The sequence below is a fragment of the Phenylobacterium sp. genome (assembly GCF_025934275.1).
Taxonomy (GTDB): domain Bacteria; phylum Pseudomonadota; class Alphaproteobacteria; order Caulobacterales; family Caulobacteraceae; genus Phenylobacterium.
Map to the genome: position 1 here is coordinate 24,486 of NZ_JAICYI010000003.1, position 18,819 is coordinate 43,304.

Sequence of the window (18,819 nt, forward strand, 5' to 3'; positions counted from 1 at the left end):
GCGCGGTTGGATTTGCTCAGCTGGTCTCCCAGCGGGCGCGCGCCGCCTCGACGATGCGGCGGGCCGCATCGGCGGCCTGCTCTATAGTCATTTCGGAGGTGTCGAGCAAGGTTGCGTCGTTCGCGGGGCGCATCGGGGCGGCGTCCCGGCGGCCGTCGCGGGCGTCGCGGCGGCGGATGTCGGCGCGCACCTCGTCGAGGCTCACAGCCTCGCCCTGGGCCCTGAGCTGCTTCCAGCGACGCTCGGCGCGGACCTCGGGCCGGGCGGTCACGTAGAGCTTGGCCGGGGCGTCCGGGCAGATCACCGTGCCGATGTCGCGGCCGTCGAGCACGGCGCCGCCCTCCTGGCCGGCGAAGGTCTGCTGGAAGGCCAGCAGGGCCTCGCGCACGTGCGGGTGCACCGCCGCCCGGCTGGCGAGCTCGCCCGCCTCGCGCGTGCGCAGCGCCGGATCGGCGAGCTGGTCGGCGGTCAGCGTCGCGGCGGCGGCCTTGCAGGCGGCAGGATCATCGATATCCCCCGCCTTCTGCGCGAGCACGCCCACCGCCCGATAGAGCAGGCCCGTGTCGAGCACCGGCAGCTCGTAGGTCTCGCCGAGCCGCTTGGCGATCGTCCCCTTGCCTGAGGCCGCCGGACCGTCCACCGCGATGACGAACGGGCCCTTCATCTAGCTGGAGATGTCCCCGCCCAGGCCGCGCATCAGCTCGGCGAAGCCCGGGAAGCTGGTGGCGATCATGCCGGCCTGGTCGACCGCCACGGGAGCCTCGCTCGCGAGGCCCAGCACCAGATGCGACATGGCGATCCGGTGGTCTCCGTGGGTGGCGACCAGCCCGCCGCCCGCCACGGCGTGGTTGCCGCGCACCGAGCCCACGACGGTCAGCCCTTCCGGCTCTTCCTCCACGCCCACGCCGCAGGCCGAAAGGCCCTGCGCCATCAGTGCGATCCGATCGCTTTCCTTGACCCTGAGCTCCGCCAGGCCGCGCATCACGGTCGCGCCCTCGGCGAAGGCCGCGGCGACGCCGAGGATCGGATATTCGTCGATCATCGAGGGCGCGCGCTCGGGCGGCACGACCACGCCGCGCAGCTGCGAGTGGCGCGCGGTGACGTCGCCCACCTGCTCGCCGCCCTCTTCGCGAACGTCCGAGACGCTGAGGTCCGCGCCCATCTCGCGCAGGGTCTCGATCAGGCCGGTGCGCAGGGGATTGAGCAGCACCCCCTCCACCGTGACCTCCGAGCCCGGGGTGATCAGCGCCGCCACCAGCGGGAACGCCGCCGAGGAGGGATCGCCGGGGACCCGCACGAGCGTGCCGCGCAGCGCCTGGCCGCCGGCCAGCGAGATCCGCCGGCCGCCCCCCTCTTCCGCCACCTCGACCCGGGCCCCGAAGGCGCGGAGCATGCGCTCGGTGTGGTCGCGCGTCGCCTCCGGCTCGACCACTTCGGCTCCCCCCTCGGCGTGCAGCCCCGCCAGCAGCACGGCTGATTTCACCTGCGCCGAGGGCTCGGGCAGCCGGTAGCTGATGCGCTTCAACCCGCCCCCCTGCAGGGTCAGCGGCAAGCGATCGCCGCTGCGCGCCGCCCATCGCGCGCCCATCTCCCCCAGCGGCTTCAGCACCCGCCGCATCGGCCGTTCGCGCAGGCTCGCGTCGCCGGTGAAGGTCGCCGCCAGCGGGAAACCCGCGGCGGCCCCGAGGATCAGCCGCGCGCCGGTGCCGGAGTTGCCGCAGTCGATGACGTCGGCCGGCTCGGCGAAGCCGCCGGCGCCGACCACCCTCCAGCGCCCCTCGCCCCGCCGCCTCGCCTCGGCGCCGAAGGCGCGCATGGCGGCGGCGGTGCGCAGCACGTCGTCGCCCTCCAGGAGTCCCTCGATCTGCGTCTCGCCATGCGCCAGCGCGCCCAGGATCAGCGCCCGGTGCGAGATGGATTTGTCCCCCGGCGCGCGCACGCGGCCGGTCAGCGGACCCGCCCGCCCGACGGTCAGTCGCCGCGCCGTCATGGGTGGAAAACGAGCCTCCCGAGGCCTTCTAGATTCACGAGGGGGAATGCTTTTGACAGTCGCCTCCCTCCATGGCAAGGGAGCCCGCTTTCCGCGACCCCCGAGACGTTCAGAGGCTTCCGACATTGGCCAATCCCGAGCTGGGCGCCAAACAGATCTGCCCGCACTGCCAGGCGAAGTTCTACGACCTCAACAAGCGGCCGGCCCATTGCCCGAAGTGCGCCACGGAGTTCGATCCGGACGAGGCGATCCGCAATCGCCGGGTTCGCGCGCGCGTCGCGGCGCCGGAAGCCGAGGTCGAGGAGGAGCGCGAAGACCAGGTCCTGGAGCCTGCGGAAGCCGAGGAAGAGGAAGAGGAGGACGTCGCCGCCCCCGAGCTGGACGAGGTGGCCGACGAGCCGCCGCTGGCCGGCGACGAGGACGAAGAGAACGGGGTCGAGCCGGGCGTCAGCCCGGTGTCGGAGGACCTCGGCGAGTTCGCCGACGACGAGGATGTCGAGGACGACGCCGACGTGCCCTTCCTGGAAGAGGACGAGGACGAATTCGACGACTCCGAAATCGAAGGCCTTCCCGACCAGGGCGACGACGAGTAGCCGAGGACCCCGGCGCCTTTGCGCCGCGGCAAAATCGTCCCGCAGCGGTCTTGATCGCGTCCGGCTGTTTGAATAGGTTCCGCGCCTCCCGGCGGCCGTGGTCGCAGGGCCCGACGACCTCGGGGCTATAGCTCAGTTGGTAGAGCGCTTGAATGGCATTCAAGAGGTCAGCGGTTCGACTCCGCTTAGCTCCACCATGAACCCCGCCCGCAAGCCGCTGGCGGGGTTCGCCTCTTCCGGGAGGCTCACGGGAAGGCCACGGCGGCGCGCTCGACGATCGGGCGCAGATCTGCGTCTTCGACGGTCAGGCCAAACGCATCGCCACCACCACCGAGCCGGCTGGCGATGAAGCCCTCGGCCACGAAGCTCGGCGCGTGCCGCAGGAGCAGCGCCGCCTGCAGCGTCACCACCAGCTCGCGGCAGAGCCGGCGGGCGGCGCTTTCGGGAACCTCGGCGCGGGCCGTGGCGAGCAGGGCCTCGATCCGGGCGTCCAGCCGCGGATCGCCACGGGCGGCCGCCAGCTCGGCCTCCAGCGCGGCCAGGGTCTCAGGCTCGCGGCGGAGCGCGCGCAGCACGTCGAGGCAGACCACGTTGCCGGAGCCTTCCCAGATCGAATAGACCGGCAGCTCGCGATAGAGGCGCGGCATGCCGCTGTCCTCGACGTAGCCGTTGCCGCCCAGCACCTCGAGCGCCTCGGCGGCCAGCATCGGGCCGCGCTTGCAGACCCAGAACTTGGCGGCCGGCGTGACCAGGCGGCGCAACAGGCCCTCGGACGCGTCGTCCTGCGCGTCGAAGGCGCGGGCCAGCCGGAAGGCGAGCGCCGTGGCGGCCTCGACCTCCAGCGCCATGTCGGCCAGCACGGCGGCCATCAGCGGATGGTCGACGAGCCGCTTCTGGAAAGCCGTGCGGTGGGCGGCGTGGTGGATCGCCTGGGCGAGCGCCTGGCGCTGCACGCCGGCCGAGCCCAGCACATTGTCCAGCCGCGTGTAGCCGACCATCTCGAGGATCGTGGCGATCCCGCGTCCCTCCTCGCCGATCAGCCAGCCGAGCGCAGTGTCGAACTCCACCTCACTGGAAGCATTGGAGCGATTGCCGAGCTTGTCCTTCAGCCGCTGCAGGCGGATCGCGTTGAGCTCGCCGGCCGGTGTCCATCGGGGCATGAAGAAACAGGAGAGCCCGCCCGGAGCCTGGGCCAGGACCAGGAAGGCGTCGCCCATCGGCGCGGAGAAGAACCACTTGTGGCCGGTGATGCGATAGGCCTCGCCCGGCCCGCTGCGGGTCTCGGGTTCAGCGCGCGTGGTGTTGCTGCGGACGTCGCTGCCGCCCTGCTTCTCGGTCATCCCCATGCCCATCAGCGCGCCGGTCTTCTCGGACATCGGGCGATGCGCCGGATCGTAGCGGCGCGACAGGAGCTTCGGGAGCCACGCCTGGACCTCGGCCGGCGCGCGCCGCAGCACCGGGATCGCCGCATAGGTCATGGAGATCGGGCAGCTGGTCCCGGCCTCCACCTGGCCGCTCATGTACAGGCCGGCGGCACGGCGGACATGCGCGCCCGGCTGCGGGTCGGACCACGGCGAGGCGTGGATGCCCTGCGCCACCTGCAGCGCCATCAACTCGTGGTAGGCGGGATGGAACTCCACCCAGTCGATGCGCCGCCCGAAGCGGTCGAAGGCGTGCAGCCTGGGCGTTTCGCGATTGGCCAGGGCGCCCAACTCGAGGACCTCGGGCGTCCCGAGCTTCGCGCCATACCGGGTCAGGTCGGCGATCGCCCAGCCGGCCCCCTCGCGGACCACCGCCTCGGTGAGCGCCCGATCCGAGGTGAACAGATTGTAGCCGACCAGCGGCGGCGGCTGGTTGAACACCTCCTGCGTCGCCAAGCCGGCGGTCGCGGGTCCGTCCATCGCTGGCCTCCTCTCGCGGGCCGCGGTCCGCCCGCGCACCCACCCTGGGGGGAACGTTCAAGCCGGCATTCGGTTATCGGAGCGGGGCAGCCCGCCGCCGCCGCGCGGCTCGGCGCCGCTTGCCAACGAAAGGCGTTTTCCCATGGCTTCGATGACCGCCGCCGATGTGCTCGTCCAGTCGCTGATCGACTGGGGCGTGGACACCATCTTCGGCCTTCCGGGCGACGGCATCAACGGCATCATCGAATCGCTGCGGCGGCGCAAGGACGAGGTCCGCTTCATCCAGACCCGCCACGAGGAGGCCGCCGCCTTCATGGCCTGCGGCTACGCCAAGTGGACCGGTCGGCTGGGCGTCTGCATCGCCACCTCCGGGCCGGGCGGGATCCACCTGCTGAACGGGCTCTACGACGCCAAGCTCGACGGCCAGCCGGTGCTGGCGATCACCGGGCTGCAGTTCCACGACCTGCTCAACACCCACACCCAGCAAGACGTCGAGCTCGACAAGCTGTTCATGGACGTCGCGGTCTACAACAACCGGATCATGGGCGCCGCGCACGTGGAGAACGTGATGGAGCTGGCGATCCGCACGGCGCTGGCGCGGCGCGGGGTCGCCCACGTCACCATGCCGGTCGACCTGCAGGACGAGCCGGTGAAGAAGGACCTGCGCTCCAAGCGCAACGTGCCGCATCACGTCTCGGAGGTCGGCGTCTGGGCGCGGCCGCTGCCGCCCGAGCCGCTGCTGGCCCGCGCCGCCGAGATCCTGAATGCAGCCAAGAAGCCGTGCATCCTGGCCGGACAGGGGGCGCTGGGGGCCGGCGATCTGCTGGCCGTGGCCGCCGACCGGCTGGGCGCGCCGGTGGCCAAGCCGCTGCTCGGCAAGGGCGCGCTGCCCGACGACAATCCCTTCTGCCTCGGCGGCGTCGGCCTCCTGGGCACCAAGCCTTCGCAGGAGGCGCTGGCGGAATGCGACGCCCTGCTGATCGTCGGCAGCTCCTTCCCCTACATCGAATACTACCCCAAGCCGGGCGACGCCCACGCCGTGCAGATCGACATCGACGCCGCGCGCATCGGCCTGCGCTGTCCGGTGGAGGTCGGCCTCGTCGGCGATTCCAAGTCGGTGCTGGAGGCGCTGATCCCCAGGCTCCGCCGGGAGGACCGCAGCTTCCTCGAGACGTCGCAGCGCGCAATGGCCGACTGGCGCGCCCTGATGACCGAGCGCGGCACCCGCCAGGACATGCCGATGAAGCCCCAGGTGGTGGCCCACGAGCTCAACAAGCTGCTGGCCGACGACGCCATCATCGCCACCGATTCCGGCACCATCACCTGCTGGATCGCGCGGCACCTGTCGATCCGCGGCGATCAGATGTTCTCGTGCTCGGGCAACCTGGCCACCATGGCCTGCGGCCTGCCCTATGCGGTCGCCGCGGCGGTCGCCCATCCCGATCGCCAGGTGATCGCGTTCGTGGGCGACGGGGGCCTGACCATGCTGATTGGCGAGCTCGCCACCTGCGCCAAGTACAAGCTCAACGTGAAGGTGGTGGTGATCAAGAACGACGAGCTCGGCCAGATCAAGTGGGAGCAGATGGTGTTCCTGGGCAACCCGGAATACGTCTGCGACCTGCACCCGGTGGACTTCGCCGCCGTGGCTCGCGGATTCGGCATCCCCGGGTTCAGCGTCGAGGACCCCGCCCACTGCGCCGAGGCGCTGCGCCAGGCGCTGGAGACCCCCGGACCGGCGCTGATCCAGGCGATCGTCGATCCGAACGAGCCCCCGATGGCGCCGAAGGTCACCTTCGATCAGGCCCGGCACCTCGCCGAAGCCCTGGCCAAGGGCACGGCGAACCGCGGCGCGATCGCGCGAAGCATCGCGGTCGACAAGGTGCGCGAGCTGATCTGAGCCGGCGGCATGCGGGCCCTCACGGTCGAGCCCGGCCGCGCAAACTCCCTGCGGCTGGACGAGCGTCCCGAACCGGCGCCGCGCGAGGGGACGCTGCTGGTGCAGGCCGTGGCGCTTGGGATCTGCGGCACCGATCGCGAGATCATCGCGGCGAAGTACGGCGCCGCGCCGCCCGGCGAGCGCCGCCTGGTCCTGGGGCACGAATCGCTCGGCCGGGTGATCGAGGCCCCCGACGGCTCGGGCTTCTCGACAGGCGATCTGGTGGCCGGCGTGGTCCGCCGGCCCGACCCTGTCCCCTGCCCCGCCTGCGCTGGCGGCGAGTGGGACATGTGCCGCAACGGCCGCTACACCGAGCGCGGCATCAAGCAGGCGGACGGCTACGGCGCCGAGCGCTTCCGGCTGCGGCCGGAGTTCGCGATCCGCATCGATCCCGCGCTCGGCGTCCTGGGCGTCCTGGTCGAGCCGGCCAGCGTGCTCGCCAAGGCCTGGGACCACATCGAGCGGATCGGCGCCCGGACCCGGACCTGGCGGCCCCGTTCGGTGCTGGTCACCGGCGCCGGACCGGTGGGCCTGCTGGCCGCCCTGATGGCGCGGCAGCGAGGCCTGGAGGTCCACGTCTTCGATCGCCATGCGCGCGGGCCGAAGCCCGAGCTCGTGGCAAGCCTGGGCGGGGTCTATCATTACGGCGGCGTCGAGCAGCTCCCCGACCTGCAGCCCGGGGTGATCATCGAATGCACAGGGGCCGCCGCGGTCGTGGCCGAGGTGGTCCAGCGGTGCGGCTCAGACGGGATCGTCTGCCTGGCGGGGATCTCCTCGGGCGGCCGAACCCTCGACTTCGACATCGGCGGGTTCAACCGCCAGACGGTGCTGCGCAACGACGTGATCTTCGGCACCGTCAACGCCAACCGGGCGCATTACGAGGCGGCGGTGGCGGCCCTCGCCAAGTCCGATCCCGCCTGGCTCTCGCGGATGATCTCGCGCCGCGTGCCGCTGGAGCGTTGGGCCGAGGCGTTCGAAGCGCGGCCCGACGACGTGAAAGTGGTGATCGACTTCGGGGCCGGTCCGGCGTCTTAGTCTCGCCACGGAACAAGCCGAGGCTGCGCCCGGTTCGTTGGGCCAACCGATCCCAGTCAAGTGAGAAGAGGAAGTGGCCGATGTCTGTGACCGATATCCAGGATGCCGGCCCGCAGGGCGGGCGAACGGCTCAGCTGCGCGCCAAGGGCGAACGGGTGGCGCAGGCGGCGAAGGCCAAGACCGCCCAGGCGCGGGCTGCGCTCAACGACGGCGCGCGCCGCAGCGTGCAGGTCGCGCGCGACCAGGCCGCCGCGACCGGCCGGAAGCTGTCCGCCGTCACCCAGGAGCGGCCGTTGACCAGCCTCTCCACGGCCATCGCCGTCGGCCTCCTCGTTGGCGTCGCGCTCGGGCTGTTTGCGAGCCAGGCCAGCGCAGGCTGGCGCTCGGGCCGCTAGGCTAAACGCGAGGCCTCGGGATCCGCAGCCGGACCGCGGCGGAGCCTGCGGCTTGACGACCGTTGCCCCGATGCGCCGGGCGGCGCTATCCAGGCTGCTCCAAAGGGGGGCGCCTCATGCGATGGACCGGGTCCGCGGCGGCGGCCGTGATAGTGACGGCGACGCTGGCCGCGCTCGCCGGATGCGATAAGCCGAAAGCGCGCGCCCCGGCGTCGAGCGAGGGCCTGCCTCCGATCGCCGGCTCGCAACCTTCGCCCGCGGCGCAGCCGGCCTGGCGGCCGCCGCCGGCGAAAGCCTCCACCACCCCCTTGCCTGCGGAGCCGGACTGGGCCGGCGCCCTGCTCGGCAAGTCGGTGAAGACGGCGTTCCCGAAGAGCGGCGCCGGCGACTGCGTCGGCAACACCGACCTCGTGGACTTCCGTTACGTGGGCGCGACGCCCGGCGTCATGATCGAGGGCTGGGCCTGGGACAGGGTCGCCAGGCAGCCGGTCGCCCACATCATCCTGGTGGACAGGGATGGCCAGATCGTCGGCGGCGGCGAAACCGGAACGCCGCGTCCGGACGTGACCGCATCCCAGAAGACCGTCACCTCGCCCCGCACCGGCTGGAAGGCGGTGACGCCGGTCACCACCGGCGTGCTGCAGGCGTTCGGCGTGGTCGGCGACGGCCGCACCACCTGCACGCTCGGCCAGATCGATCTTGGCCATTGACCGAAGCGCCGCTCTGGCGCCGCGGGCGCATCCAGGGCTTAGTGACGGCACACGCATGACGCCCGCCCGACGCACCCGAACCGCGCCCTCGGCCAGCACCTCCGGGCGCTCCCGCAAGGATCGCACGCTGTCGCTGGTCGTGCCGATGCACGACGAGGCGCCGGCGCTGGAGGCGCTGTTCGGGCGGCTGGACGAGGCCCTTGGCGGGCTCGGGCTGAGGCTCGAGATCGTCTGCGTGGACGATGGCAGCCGCGACGACACCCTGGCGCAGCTCGTGGGCCGGGCCGCGCAGGACCGCCGCCTGCGGATCGTCGCGCTGTCGCGCAATTTCGGGAAGGAGGCGGCGCTCACCGCCGGCCTTGACGCCGCAACCGGCGATCTGGTCGTTCCGCTCGACGCCGACCTGCAGGACCCGCCGGAGCTGATCGGCGAGTTCGTCGACCTCTGGGAGCAGGGCTACGACGTCATCTATGGGGTGCGCACCGACCGCACCAGCGACACGGTCGCCAAGCGGACCTCCGCCAGCCTGTTCTACCGCATCTTCAACTGGCTCTCCGACTACCCCATCCCCGCCTCGACCGGCGACTTCCGGCTGATGGATAGGGCGGTGGTCGAGGCCCTGAAGCGGCTGCCCGAGCGCAACCGGTTCATGAAGGGCCTGTTCGCCTGGGTGGGCTTCCGCCAGGTCGGCGTGCCCTACGTGCGGCCGGCGCGGATCGCCGGGACCACCGCCTGGGGCTACCGCAAGCTGTTCCGCTTCGCCCTCGACGGGCTGACCGCCTTCTCCACCCTGCCGCTCCGTGTCTGGACCATGGTGGGGGCGCTCGCGGCCGTCCTGGCGCTGGCCGCCGGCGTGTTCCTGATCCTGCGGGTGCTGATCGTCGGCCGCGACGTCCCCGGCTACGCCTCGCTGATGGTCGTGGTGCTGTTCGGCTTCGCCCTGCAGATGATCGCCCTGGGCGTGCTCGGCGAGTACATCGGGCGCATGTACCAGGAGGTGAAGGGCCGGCCGACCTACCTGGTGCGCGAGCGGATCGGCTTCGAGGACTGATGGAACGGGCGATCTACGACCAGATGCGCGTCCTGCAGCAGGACCACTGGTGGTTCGCTGCACGCCGCGAGATCCTCGCCGCCGAGATTGCGCGCCTGCCGCTGCCCCGTCCCGCCCGCATCCTCGAGGCCGGCTGCGGCCCCGGCGGCAACCTCGAGATGCTGAAGCGCTTCGGCGCGGTTCAGGCGATCGAGCCCGACGCGGATTCGCGGGCCTATGCGGCGGAGCATTTCGGGGTCGAGGTGGAGCCGGGCCTCCTGCCGCAATCCCTTCCCGACTTCGGCGCGCCCTTCGATCTGGTCGCCGCGTTCGACATGATCGAGCACGTGGACGACGACGCTGGCGCCGTCGCCGCGCTGGCCGGCCTGCTCGCCCCCGGCGGCTTCATGATCGCCACCGTGCCGGCCTATGGCTGGATGTGGAGCGAGCACGACGCCGCCCACCACCACAAGCGCCGCTATGGCCTCGGCGGATTTCGCCGACTGTTCCAGGACGCCGGGTTGGAGGTGCGCCGCGCCAGCCACTTCAACAGCTTGCTGTTTCCGCCGATCGCCGCCGTGCGTCTGGCCAAGACCGCGGCCCGCCTGCAGGGGAGCGACGAGGCGGCCATGCCGCCCCGCGCCCTGAACGCGGCCCTCAAGAGCGTTTTCGGTCTGGAGCGCGGACTCCTCAAGGCCATGGATCTGCCGTTCGGCGTCTCGATCCTGCTGACGGCCCGGCGGCCCGGATGACCCCGCTCGCCCCGCACCGCGAGACGATTCGCCAGGGCGGGACGTTCCTGGCCGTGGGCCTGGCCGCGACGGCGGTCCACGCGCTGGGCGCGACCGCCGCCCGCATCGCCTTGCACGCGAGCGCGGTCGCGGCGACGACCGCCGGGTACCTCTGCGCGGTGGGCGTCTCCTATCTCGGCAATGCGCGGTTCACCTTCGGACGCCCAGCGCTGCACGGGGCCCAGTTCGCCCGCTTCCTGGTGGTCTCTCTGTTCGGCCTGGCCGCCAATCTCGCCATCACGCACTGGCTCGCGGACCGCCTTGGCTGGCCGTTCCCCGCGACGCTCGGGGTGATCGTTGTGGTGATCCCGGCGCTCTCGTTCGCAGCCGCCAAGCTCTGGGCCTTCGCAATTCCCCTCTCCCCAGACCGGATCGAGCGCGGGAGAGGATAGGGGAGAGGAGGCGCTACGCCGGCAGCTCGCCCTCGTAGAGCAGGCCTGGCCTGCCGCTGGAGTCGTAGTAGACGACCGAGCCCTCGGCGAAATAGTGGCCCACGATCGAGCGGCGGGACTTCGACTTGTCGAGCCGCATGGAGCCGGCGTGCATAAGGTTCTCGTGCCAGATCAGCGCGGCGCCCGCCTTGGGCCGGTAGACCTCGCGCCGGAACCGGCTGGAGTCGAGGAGTTCTGTCCAGCGCGGCACGACCGTCTCGCCGAACTCGGTCCAGTCGCCGGTCACCTTCTTCGCGCCCACGTCGCTCATGTAGATCCGCGGCAGGCGGTGGCTCTTCGGGAACACCACCAGCTCGCCGCTGTCCGGCTGCACGTCCTCCAGCGCCGTCCAGACGCCGCACATCCGCCCCGCCGGGAAGGAGGTCAGGTGAACCGTGTCCTGGTGGTGCTCCTGCTCGGAGCCGAACACATAGGTCAGGGACTGGCAGGGCCGGCCGTCGCCATCGAAGATCAGGCGAAGCATGCGGATGATCTTCGGATGCAGCCACAGCTCTCGGATCGCGGGGTACTGGAGGTGCAGGTTGTGCAGCCTCTGGCTCATGCCCCACTCATAACCCTCGATCTTCTTCTCGACCGCATCGTCCAGCGCCGCATTGAGCCGCGCCAGGTGCTCGGGCCCGACGACGCCGTCGAGCGTCATGAACCCCTCGTCAACGAAGTGGCGTAGGGCGGCGATCTCGTCGGGCGCAGCCCGGCCCGTGTCGGAGAGCTTCGCCAGGTGCTCTTCGACCGCCGCGGGCGAGCGGTCGTACCAGGCCGTGAGCCGCTGGTCGTGGTAGGCGTAGAGGCGCGAATCGAGCTCGGTCACCACCAGCGGCGCCCCCGTGCGCCTCAGGCTCTCGCGCACCTCATCGGCGAGCGCGCCCTCGTTGCGGACGTGGACCGTGAGCGATGTGACGGCGAGTGGGCGTCCGCCGGCGTCGACCAGCTCCAGCCGGATGGCCGCGGGCCCATTCGGCATCAGGTGGCCGTGCAGGGCGAGCCAGCCGTGCTCGCCCTCCGCCGTCAGTGCGCGCGGCGTCTCCAGCGCCGGGCGCCGGGCTTCACCCACGAACACCCGAAGGCTTGCCGCGAGCGGCCGCTCGGCCCGCATGTGCGTCTCGATGACGATCAGGCCGCCGCTCGGGCCGGTTTCGGCCGAGGCGCTGGCCGCGAGGTTCACCCGAGGCGCCTCGGAGGGCGCGTCGGCGGGCTCGCCGCGTGCGCGGTCAAACAGGCGAAGGAGCGAGCGCACGGCGGGATCCGGGTGGCGCGCCGCGAGGCCGGCGCCTGGGCGCAAGCCAGCCCTGCGTCCGGGCTCTCGTCAAGCGGCGAAGGGTGCGGCGGCGTGTTGCAACGCACGGCTGCGCTCCCCACATAAGACATGTCCGGTCGGGCCGCGCCGCTCATGGGCGGCCCGGCCGGAGAGTCGCTTCGTCAAGGACTCTTCAGGAATGAATCGGTCGATCCTCTTCGACAGCCCGTTTCTCTTGGGCTTCGAGCATACCCGCGCCCTCGTGGAGCGCGCCGCCAAGGCGGCCGCCGAGAGCTATCCCCCCTACAATGTGGAGGATCGCGGCGCGGGCGCGATTCGGATCACCCTGGCGGTGGCCGGCTTCGCGCCGGACCAGCTGGAGGTGACCGTCGAGGACCGGCAGCTGGTCGTCGCCGGCAAGCGCGACGGCTCGGCCAGGACCGAGGACTCCTATCTCCATCGTGGCATCGCCGCCCGTGGGTTCATCCGGACCTTCGTTCTGGCCGACGGCATGGTGGTTGAGGGCGCGACCCTGGAGCACGGGCTGCTCCACATCGACCTCGCCCGCCCGGAGCCGGAGACGCGGATCGTCAAGGTCCCGATCCGGGGCGCCGGGTGAGCGGGATGGCCCGCGACAAGTCGGGGCCGCCGGATGGTCCGGGGTCCCAAGCGCCAGACGGTCGGCTGAACCGGCGACGGTCGGGCGCGTTCAGTTTTCGGAGGTGGTCATTATGACGCCAATGTTGTCCATGGAAGCCTTCGCCGCCTTGGGTGCGCCGCAGCTGGTCTACGTACGCCCGGTCAAGGCGGCCGAGATCCTGGCGAGCGTGCCTTCAGCGCAGATCCAAGGCATCGAGCTCGATCCCGAGCAGACCCTCTATGCGGTGCACCGCGCCGACGGCGAGCGCCTCGCCGTCCTCACCGACAAGGAATCCGCGGTCGCCGCCGCCGTCGCCCACGAACTGGCCCCCGTTTCGGTGCATTAGACCGACGCGCCCGCTTGCGGAGACAACGAAGAGCGCCGCCGGGACTTCCCGGCGGCGCTTCGCATTTCAGACGATCGTCGGCCGGCTCAGGCCGCCGAGGGCCGCGCCGCATCGGCCTCCTGGACCAACAGGGCGTGGATCGCATCGGCGGTCCGCGCCTGACGGAGCTGCTCGCGCATCTGCGGCTGGCGTAGCAGCCGGGAGACCCGGGCCAACGCGCGCAGATGCTCGGTGTTGGCGGCCTTGGGCGCGAACAGGGCGAACATCAGGTCGACCGGCTGGTCGTCCACGGCGTCGAACTCCACCGGGTGCTCCAGCCGCACGAAGACGCCGCGCATCCGATCGAGTCCTTCGAGCCGGGCGTGCGGCGCGGCCACCCCATGTCCGACGCCGGTCGAGCCGGCGGCTTCTCGCTCGGCGAGCGCATCCAGGAGGTCGCCGGCCTCCAGCCCGAAGCTGCGGGCCGCGATCTCGGCGATCACGGCCAGCGCCTGACGCTTCTTGGCGGCGCTCACGCGCAGGGCGATCGCGTTGCGGTCGAGTAGGTCGCCGATATTCAATTGTCTCAAGGTTACGCTCGCAAGTGTCCGCGGCCCGCGCCAACCGGGCCCGTTACAACGGTTACCTTCAGCGCTCAATGCGGCGCAGTGGTTCCGTCCGCCCCATCCCCCTCCGCGCCCTTCGCGCGCTCGGGGTCGATCCACCCGATATTGCCGTCGGGGCGGCGATATACCACGGACAATCCGCCGTGCGCGGCGTTCCGGAACACGATTGTTTGAGATTCGGTCAGGTCCAGCTCCATCACCGCCATCGCCACGGTCATTGAGCGGATCGGCTTCTCCATTTCGGCGATCACCACCGGCTCCGGGTAGCCCTGCGCGACCTCGCCCGTATCGTCCTCGTCCTCCGCCTCGACGGGTTGCAGGATGAAGTACGCCGCAGTCTCGGCCTGCTTGGCCTGGGCCTGCGTGTGGTGGTCCTTCAACCGCCTGGAGTAGCGGCGGATGCGCTTTTCCATCTTCTGCATGGCCGCATCGAAGGCCATGTGGGCGTCGCCGCCGACGCCATGGGTGGTGAGCTGGGCGCCGCTGGCCAGCGTCACGGCGCAGTCCACCTTGAAGGCCGCGCCCTCGCGGGTGACCACCACATCCGCCCCGCCGCCGCGGTCAAAGTACTTCTCGATGCTGTTGGCGATCTCGTCGGAGACCCGCGCGCGCAGGGCCTCGCCGACGTCGACGTGCTTGCCGGTGACCTGGACTTGCATGTCCTGATGAACGCGCCGGCCCCCGGATGGTGTCAACGCTGAAGCCCGGCGCTCACGGGCTCTTGTGGCGCTTGCTAGACCGCCGCCTTGAGCATCCGCCGGCGCTCGACCGAGGAGGGGATCCGCAGAGCCTCCCGGTATTTGGCCACCGTGCGGCGGGCGATGTCGACGCCGGCTTCCTTGAGGATCTCGACGATCCGATCGTCGGAGTGCACGTCGGCCTCGTCGCGCTCGGCCTCGATCAGCTGGCGGATCTTGTGGCGAACGCTCTCGGCCGAGTGGGCCTCGCCCCCCTCGCTGGACTGGATGGCCGAGGTGAAGAAGAACTTCATCTCGAACAGGCCCCGCGGCGTCGCCATGTACTTGTTGGTGGTGACGCGGCTGACGGTGGATTCGTGCATGCCGATCGCCTCGGCCACCGTCTTCAGGTTCAGCGGCCGCAGGTGCTCGACGCCGAACGCCAGGAAGGCGTCCTGCTGGCGCACGATCTCGGAGGCGACCTTCAGGATGGTCTTCGCCCGCTGGTCGAGGCTGCGGACCAGCCAGTTGGCCTGGGCCAGGCAATCGGAGACGAACGTCTTCTCCTGGTCCGAGCGCGCGCCCCGGCTGACCTGGGCATGATACCGCTGGTCGACCAGGAGCCGCGGCAGAGTGTCGGTGTTGAGCTCCACGTGCCAGAGCCCACCCGGTCCTTCCTTCACGAATACGTCGGGCGCGACGGGCTGGGCCGGCTCGCCGCCGAACGCCGCGCCGGGCCTGGGCGTCAGCGCCTTGAGCTCGGCGATCATCTCACGCAGGTCGTCGTCGTCGACGCCGCACGCCTTGCGCAGCGCCGCCAAGTCCCGCCGGGCGAGCAGCGGCAGGTTGGCCAGCAGCCGCTCCATGGCCGGATCGCAGCGGTCGCGCTCCACAAGCTGCAGCCGCAGGCATTCCTCGAGCGAGCGGGCGAAGACGCCGGTCGGCTCGAATCCCTGCAGCACGGCCAGCACCTGCTCCACCCGCGCCGCATCGCAACCGAGACGGCCGGCGACTTCGGCCGCCTCCAGGCGCAGGTAGCCGCCCTCGTCGACGCCGTCGATCAGCACGCTGGCGATCACCGCTTCGACGCCCTGCAGGCCGGCTCCGGCCAACTGGTCGTGCAGGTGCTCGGGCAAGGTCTTCTCGCGCGCGAAGGCGTCCTCCAGCCCCTCCAGATCGCCGTCGAAGCCGCCCTTGCCGGCCTTCGACCAGTCGACCGCGCCGCCCGCATCCGCGCCCTGCGGCGCGTCCGGCGCGTCGCCGGTCGCCCGCTCCCCGGGCGAGGCCTCGTCGTGCGTCATGTCGAGCTCGTGGGCCGCCTCGGCGGCGTCCGCCGCCTCGCCCGCCGCAGGCTCGGCCTCCGGTTCCGCCGGCGTTTCGGTCTCAGGCTCCTCGCGCTGCAGCAGCGGGTTGCGCTCCAGCTCCGCCTCGACGAACGCCTCCAGCTCCAGGTTGGACAGCTGCAGGAGCTTGATCGCCTGTTGCAGCTGGGGGGTGATGACCAGCCCCTGCCCCTGCCGAATCTCGAGCCGCGCGCTAAGCGCCAAGACGAATCCCCTATTGGCCTGTTTCTTGCTGGTCAGGCTAAGGGCCGAACCCCACCGATTGGTTAACTCCGCCCGCGGTTGACAGCGTCGCGCCGGCGCGGCCTCATCTCTGTCAGCAGGCTGGCGGGAGGGCCGAGATGCGCCGCGCGGACCGTCTGTTCCAGATCATCCAGATTCTCCGGCGCCATCGCAGCCCCGCCACCGCCGAGGCCATCGCCGGCGAGCTCGAGACCTCCAAGCGCACCGTCTATCGCGACATCGCCGACCTGATGGCTCAGCGGGTGCCGATCCGCGGCGAGGCCGGCGTCGGTTACGTGCTGGAGAACGGCTTCGACCTGCCGCCGCTGATGCTGACCGAATCCGAGGTCGAGGCCGCGGTGCTGGGCGCCCAGTGGGTGGCGAGCCGCGGCGATCCGGAGCTCGCCCGCGCCGCCCAGGACCTGGTCGCCAAGATCGGCGCCACAGTGCCCGAGCGACTGCGCCCGCTGATCCTCGAGCCGGCCACCCGCGCGGTGCCGAACTACCGCGCCGTGCCGGACCGGCTGGACATGGCCGCCGCGCGCCGGGCGATCCGCGCCGGGCGCAAGCTGCGCCTGGTCTATCGCGATGAGCAGGACCGCCGCACCGAGCGCACCGTCTGGCCGTTCGCCGTCGGCTACCACGAGACGGTGCGGCTGTTGATGACCTGGTGCGAGCTCCGCCAGGATTTCCGCAGCTTCCGCACCGACCGGGTGGACGAGGCGGCCTTCCTGGAGGAGCGCTATCCGGAACGGCCGGCCGCGCTGCGGGCCCGCTGGCGCAAGGCTGCGATGGCCGAGTACGAGCGCCGGCGCGCCGCGGAAACGCGGGCGGCCGAGTAGCGCCCGGCCCTAGCCAGCCCCGCGGATGCCGAGCTAACCTCCTGCTCAAATCCAAGTCCAATCCCGGAGGCAGCCGCCGTGCCCGTCCAGCTCGCCCAACCGACCACTGACCTAAATCAGGCCCGGCGGGACCTCGACGAGCGCGGCTACTGCATCGTGCCGGGCGTGCTGTCCCGGGGCGAGATCGAGGCCCTGAGGTCGCGCCTGCAGGCGCAGGCGCACGGCGAACGTGCGCGCGGCGTCGCCTTCCACGACGGCGGCCCGGCGCGTCCCAACCAGCGGATCTGGATGCTGCTCAACAAGGGCCGGGCATTCCGCGACCTGATGCTGCATCCGATCATCGCCGAGCTGATGGGCCACCTCCTGGGCCCCGACTTCCTGGTCTCAAGCTTCACCGCCAACATCGCCCACCCCGGCGGCGAGCCCATGGTGCTGCACACCGACCAGGGCTACGTCGGCTTCTGGACCCCGAAGCCGGTGGTCGCCAACATCGCCTGGATGCTCGACGACTTCTCCGACGCCAACGGCGGCACCCGCCTGGTTCCGGGCAGCCACCTCGACGCGGCGGCGACGCCGCGCTCCTCGGCGTACGCGCCCGACGAGCCCGCCAACATGCCGACGCTGGAGGACACCATCGCCGCCGAGGGCCCGGCCGGCTCGATCCTCTGCTTCGACGGGCGGATCTGGCACGGCACCGGGGCCAACCGCATCGACAAGCCGCGCCACGCGCTCCTGAGCTACCACTGCCGGCCGTTCATCCGGCAGCAGGAGAACTTCACCTTGGGTCTCGATCCGGCGATCCGCGACGCCGAGCGCCCGGCGCTGCTCAATCGGTTGGGCTTCGCCACCTGGGCGGGGCTCGGGCGCGTCGAACTTCCCCGGCCCGCCACGCCGCTGTTCGTCACGCCCGGCCGGGTGGGCCCGCTCGGCCCCGACGGCGCCCCGCTCGATCCGCTGACCTGAGGCGCGCCGGCGTGCAGCTCCGCCCGTTCGGCTCGACCGGCCTGCAGATCGGCCCGCTCGGTCTCGGCAGCGTCAACTTCTCGTGGCTGACCGACGAACGGAGCTCCTTCCGCATCCTGGACGCTGCCTTCGAGCGCGGCGTGAACCTCCTCGACACGTCGGACAACTACAACGCCGGCCAGTCGGAGGCCTTGATCGGCCGCTGGTTCGCGCAAGGGAACGGCCGGCGCGAGAAGACGGTGCTGGCCACCAAGGTCTACTCCGCGCCGATGGAGTGGGGTTCGCCCGATCCGGTCCGCCGCTCGGGATCCTGGGTCGGACCGAACCAGAAAGGGCTCTCGGCCAAGCACATCCGGGAGGCCTGCGAAGGCAGCCTGAAGCGGCTCAACACCGACTACATCGACCTCTACCAGATGCACCACGTCGATCGCGCCGCTCGCTGGGAGGAGATCTGGCAGGCGATGGAGGTGCTCGTCGCGCAAGGCAAGGTGCTCTACGTGGGCTCGTCCAACTTCGCCGGCTGGCACATCGCCCAGGCGCAGGAGAGCGCGAAAGCCCGCCGCTTCCTGGGCCTGGTCTCCGAGCAGAGCGTCTACAACCTCATGAAGCGCGCCGTGGAGCTGGAGGTGCTGCCGGCCGCCCGCGCCTATGACATGGCCTTTTTGCCCTACAGCCCGCTGGCCGCGGGCGCCCTCGCCGGCCAGCCGCAAGGCAACGACCGCGGTCGGCGCGCCTACGCCCGCAAGGACGAGCGGGTGGAGGCCTATGAAGCGCTGTGCGGGAAGATCGGCCATGCGCCGGCCGATGTGGCGTTGGCGTGGCTCGCCTCGCGTCCCGGGGTGACGGCGCCGATCGTGGGGCCCCGCACGCTCGAGCAGTTCGAGGCCAATCTGGCCGCTGTCGAGATCACCCTCGATGATGCAACGATGGCCGAGCTCGACAGGATCTTCCCGGGCCCCGGCGGCCCGGCCCCAGAAGCCTACGCCTGGTAGCGCCGCGTCCCGCCGCCTCAACGGCGAAAACGATCGTTCCGCGATGGGTCACGTTATCGGGAGCGAGCCCCCACGCGGCGAGAAATCGTCTACAATGCCAAAGAGCTCGCCAAGAGCTCGCA

The 18,819-nt window shown here is 71.2% G+C and carries 20 protein-coding genes and 1 tRNA gene; 14 read left to right on the forward strand and 7 right to left on the reverse strand.

Annotated features, from left to right (window positions below; translation table 11 throughout):
* Positions 1 to 16: 16 nt before the first annotated feature.
* Complete coding sequence (gene cmk, locus Q0W60_RS01475) at positions 17 to 664, reverse strand: (d)CMP kinase (protein ID WP_297691833.1); 648 nt, start codon at positions 662 to 664, stop codon at positions 17 to 19.
* Positions 665 to 1,990 (reverse strand): 3-phosphoshikimate 1-carboxyvinyltransferase, encoded by a 1,326-nt coding sequence (gene aroA, locus Q0W60_RS01480; protein WP_297691835.1) that lies wholly within the window; start codon positions 1,988 to 1,990, stop codon positions 665 to 667.
* Positions 1,991 to 2,115: 125 nt separating this feature from the next.
* On the opposite strand from aroA, the gene Q0W60_RS01485 reads away from it, so the two are divergent.
* Complete coding sequence (locus tag Q0W60_RS01485; RefSeq protein ID WP_297691837.1) at positions 2,116 to 2,583, forward strand: TIGR02300 family protein; 468 nt, start codon at positions 2,116 to 2,118, stop codon at positions 2,581 to 2,583.
* A gap of 121 nt (positions 2,584 to 2,704) precedes the next feature.
* Positions 2,705 to 2,780 (forward strand) — tRNA-Ala (locus Q0W60_RS01490).
* 48 nt (positions 2,781 to 2,828) lie between these two features.
* Here the strand turns inward: Q0W60_RS01490 and Q0W60_RS01495 are convergent.
* Entirely contained in the window at positions 2,829 to 4,484 is a 1,656-nt protein-coding gene (locus Q0W60_RS01495; protein WP_297691839.1) for an isovaleryl-CoA dehydrogenase, read from the reverse strand.
* Positions 4,485 to 4,626: 142 nt separating this feature from the next.
* On the opposite strand from Q0W60_RS01495, the gene Q0W60_RS01500 reads away from it, so the two are divergent.
* The 7 genes from Q0W60_RS01500 to Q0W60_RS01530 all read left to right on the forward strand — a co-directional run bounded on the left by Q0W60_RS01500 (position 4,627) and on the right by Q0W60_RS01530 (position 10,773).
* Positions 4,627 to 6,381, forward strand: coding sequence for a thiamine pyrophosphate-dependent enzyme (locus Q0W60_RS01500; RefSeq protein ID WP_297691841.1), 1,755 nt, complete (start codon positions 4,627 to 4,629; stop codon positions 6,379 to 6,381).
* A gap of 9 nt (positions 6,382 to 6,390) precedes the next feature.
* Complete coding sequence (locus tag Q0W60_RS01505) at positions 6,391 to 7,455, forward strand: glucose 1-dehydrogenase (protein WP_297691843.1); 1,065 nt, start codon at positions 6,391 to 6,393, stop codon at positions 7,453 to 7,455.
* 80 nt (positions 7,456 to 7,535) lie between these two features.
* Positions 7,536 to 7,850 (forward strand): hypothetical protein, encoded by a 315-nt coding sequence (locus Q0W60_RS01510; RefSeq protein WP_297691845.1) that lies wholly within the window; start codon positions 7,536 to 7,538, stop codon positions 7,848 to 7,850.
* 116 nt (positions 7,851 to 7,966) lie between these two features.
* On the forward strand, positions 7,967 to 8,560 hold the full coding sequence (locus Q0W60_RS01515; RefSeq protein ID WP_297691847.1) for a hypothetical protein: 594 nt from the start codon (positions 7,967 to 7,969) through the stop codon (positions 8,558 to 8,560).
* A gap of 55 nt (positions 8,561 to 8,615) precedes the next feature.
* Positions 8,616 to 9,611, forward strand: a complete 996-nt coding sequence (locus Q0W60_RS01520; RefSeq protein WP_297691849.1) for a glycosyltransferase family 2 protein — start codon at positions 8,616 to 8,618, stop codon at positions 9,609 to 9,611.
* Complete coding sequence (locus Q0W60_RS01525) at positions 9,611 to 10,342, forward strand: methyltransferase domain-containing protein (protein WP_297691851.1); 732 nt, start codon at positions 9,611 to 9,613, stop codon at positions 10,340 to 10,342. The genes Q0W60_RS01520 and Q0W60_RS01525 overlap by 1 nt, the downstream gene beginning before the upstream one ends.
* Positions 10,339 to 10,773, forward strand: coding sequence for a GtrA family protein (locus tag Q0W60_RS01530; protein WP_297691853.1), 435 nt, complete (start codon positions 10,339 to 10,341; stop codon positions 10,771 to 10,773). Before Q0W60_RS01525 ends, Q0W60_RS01530 begins: the two co-directional genes overlap by 4 nt.
* A 13-nt stretch (positions 10,774 to 10,786) precedes the next feature.
* On the opposite strand, the gene Q0W60_RS01535 is transcribed toward Q0W60_RS01530, so the two are convergent.
* A complete protein-coding gene (locus tag Q0W60_RS01535) occupies positions 10,787 to 12,067 on the reverse strand; it encodes a phytanoyl-CoA dioxygenase family protein (protein ID WP_297691855.1) in 1,281 nt (426 codons plus the stop codon).
* Positions 12,068 to 12,266: 199 nt separating this feature from the next.
* On the opposite strand from Q0W60_RS01535, the gene Q0W60_RS01540 reads away from it, so the two are divergent.
* Entirely contained in the window at positions 12,267 to 12,686 is a 420-nt protein-coding gene (locus tag Q0W60_RS01540; RefSeq protein WP_297691857.1) for an Hsp20 family protein, read from the forward strand.
* 112 nt (positions 12,687 to 12,798) lie between these two features.
* Entirely contained in the window at positions 12,799 to 13,053 is a 255-nt protein-coding gene (locus Q0W60_RS01545; RefSeq protein WP_297691859.1) for a DUF1150 family protein, read from the forward strand.
* An 86-nt stretch (positions 13,054 to 13,139) separates the two neighbouring features.
* Here the strand turns inward: Q0W60_RS01545 and ptsN are convergent, their stop codons facing one another.
* The 3 genes from ptsN to rpoN form a co-directional block, all read right to left on the reverse strand.
* Positions 13,140 to 13,613, reverse strand: coding sequence for a PTS IIA-like nitrogen regulatory protein PtsN (gene ptsN, locus Q0W60_RS01550; protein ID WP_297691955.1), 474 nt, complete (start codon positions 13,611 to 13,613; stop codon positions 13,140 to 13,142).
* Positions 13,614 to 13,687: 74 nt separating this feature from the next.
* Complete coding sequence (gene raiA / locus Q0W60_RS01555) at positions 13,688 to 14,317, reverse strand: ribosome-associated translation inhibitor RaiA (RefSeq protein ID WP_297691861.1); 630 nt, start codon at positions 14,315 to 14,317, stop codon at positions 13,688 to 13,690.
* A gap of 74 nt (positions 14,318 to 14,391) precedes the next feature.
* A complete protein-coding gene (rpoN, locus tag Q0W60_RS01560) occupies positions 14,392 to 15,882 on the reverse strand; it encodes an RNA polymerase factor sigma-54 (protein ID WP_297691863.1) in 1,491 nt (496 codons plus the stop codon).
* Between the two features lie 137 nt (positions 15,883 to 16,019).
* Here rpoN and Q0W60_RS01565 point away from each other — a divergent pair, with 137 nt between their 5' ends.
* From Q0W60_RS01565 to Q0W60_RS01575, 3 genes are all read left to right on the forward strand, one after another.
* A complete protein-coding gene (locus Q0W60_RS01565; protein WP_297691865.1) occupies positions 16,020 to 16,742 on the forward strand; it encodes a YafY family protein in 723 nt (240 codons plus the stop codon).
* A gap of 78 nt (positions 16,743 to 16,820) precedes the next feature.
* Positions 16,821 to 17,705, forward strand: a complete 885-nt coding sequence (locus Q0W60_RS01570) for a phytanoyl-CoA dioxygenase family protein (RefSeq protein WP_297691868.1) — start codon at positions 16,821 to 16,823, stop codon at positions 17,703 to 17,705.
* 11 nt (positions 17,706 to 17,716) lie between these two features.
* A complete protein-coding gene (locus Q0W60_RS01575) occupies positions 17,717 to 18,697 on the forward strand; it encodes an aldo/keto reductase (protein WP_297691870.1) in 981 nt (326 codons plus the stop codon).
* The last annotated feature ends 122 nt before the right edge of the window (positions 18,698 to 18,819 follow it).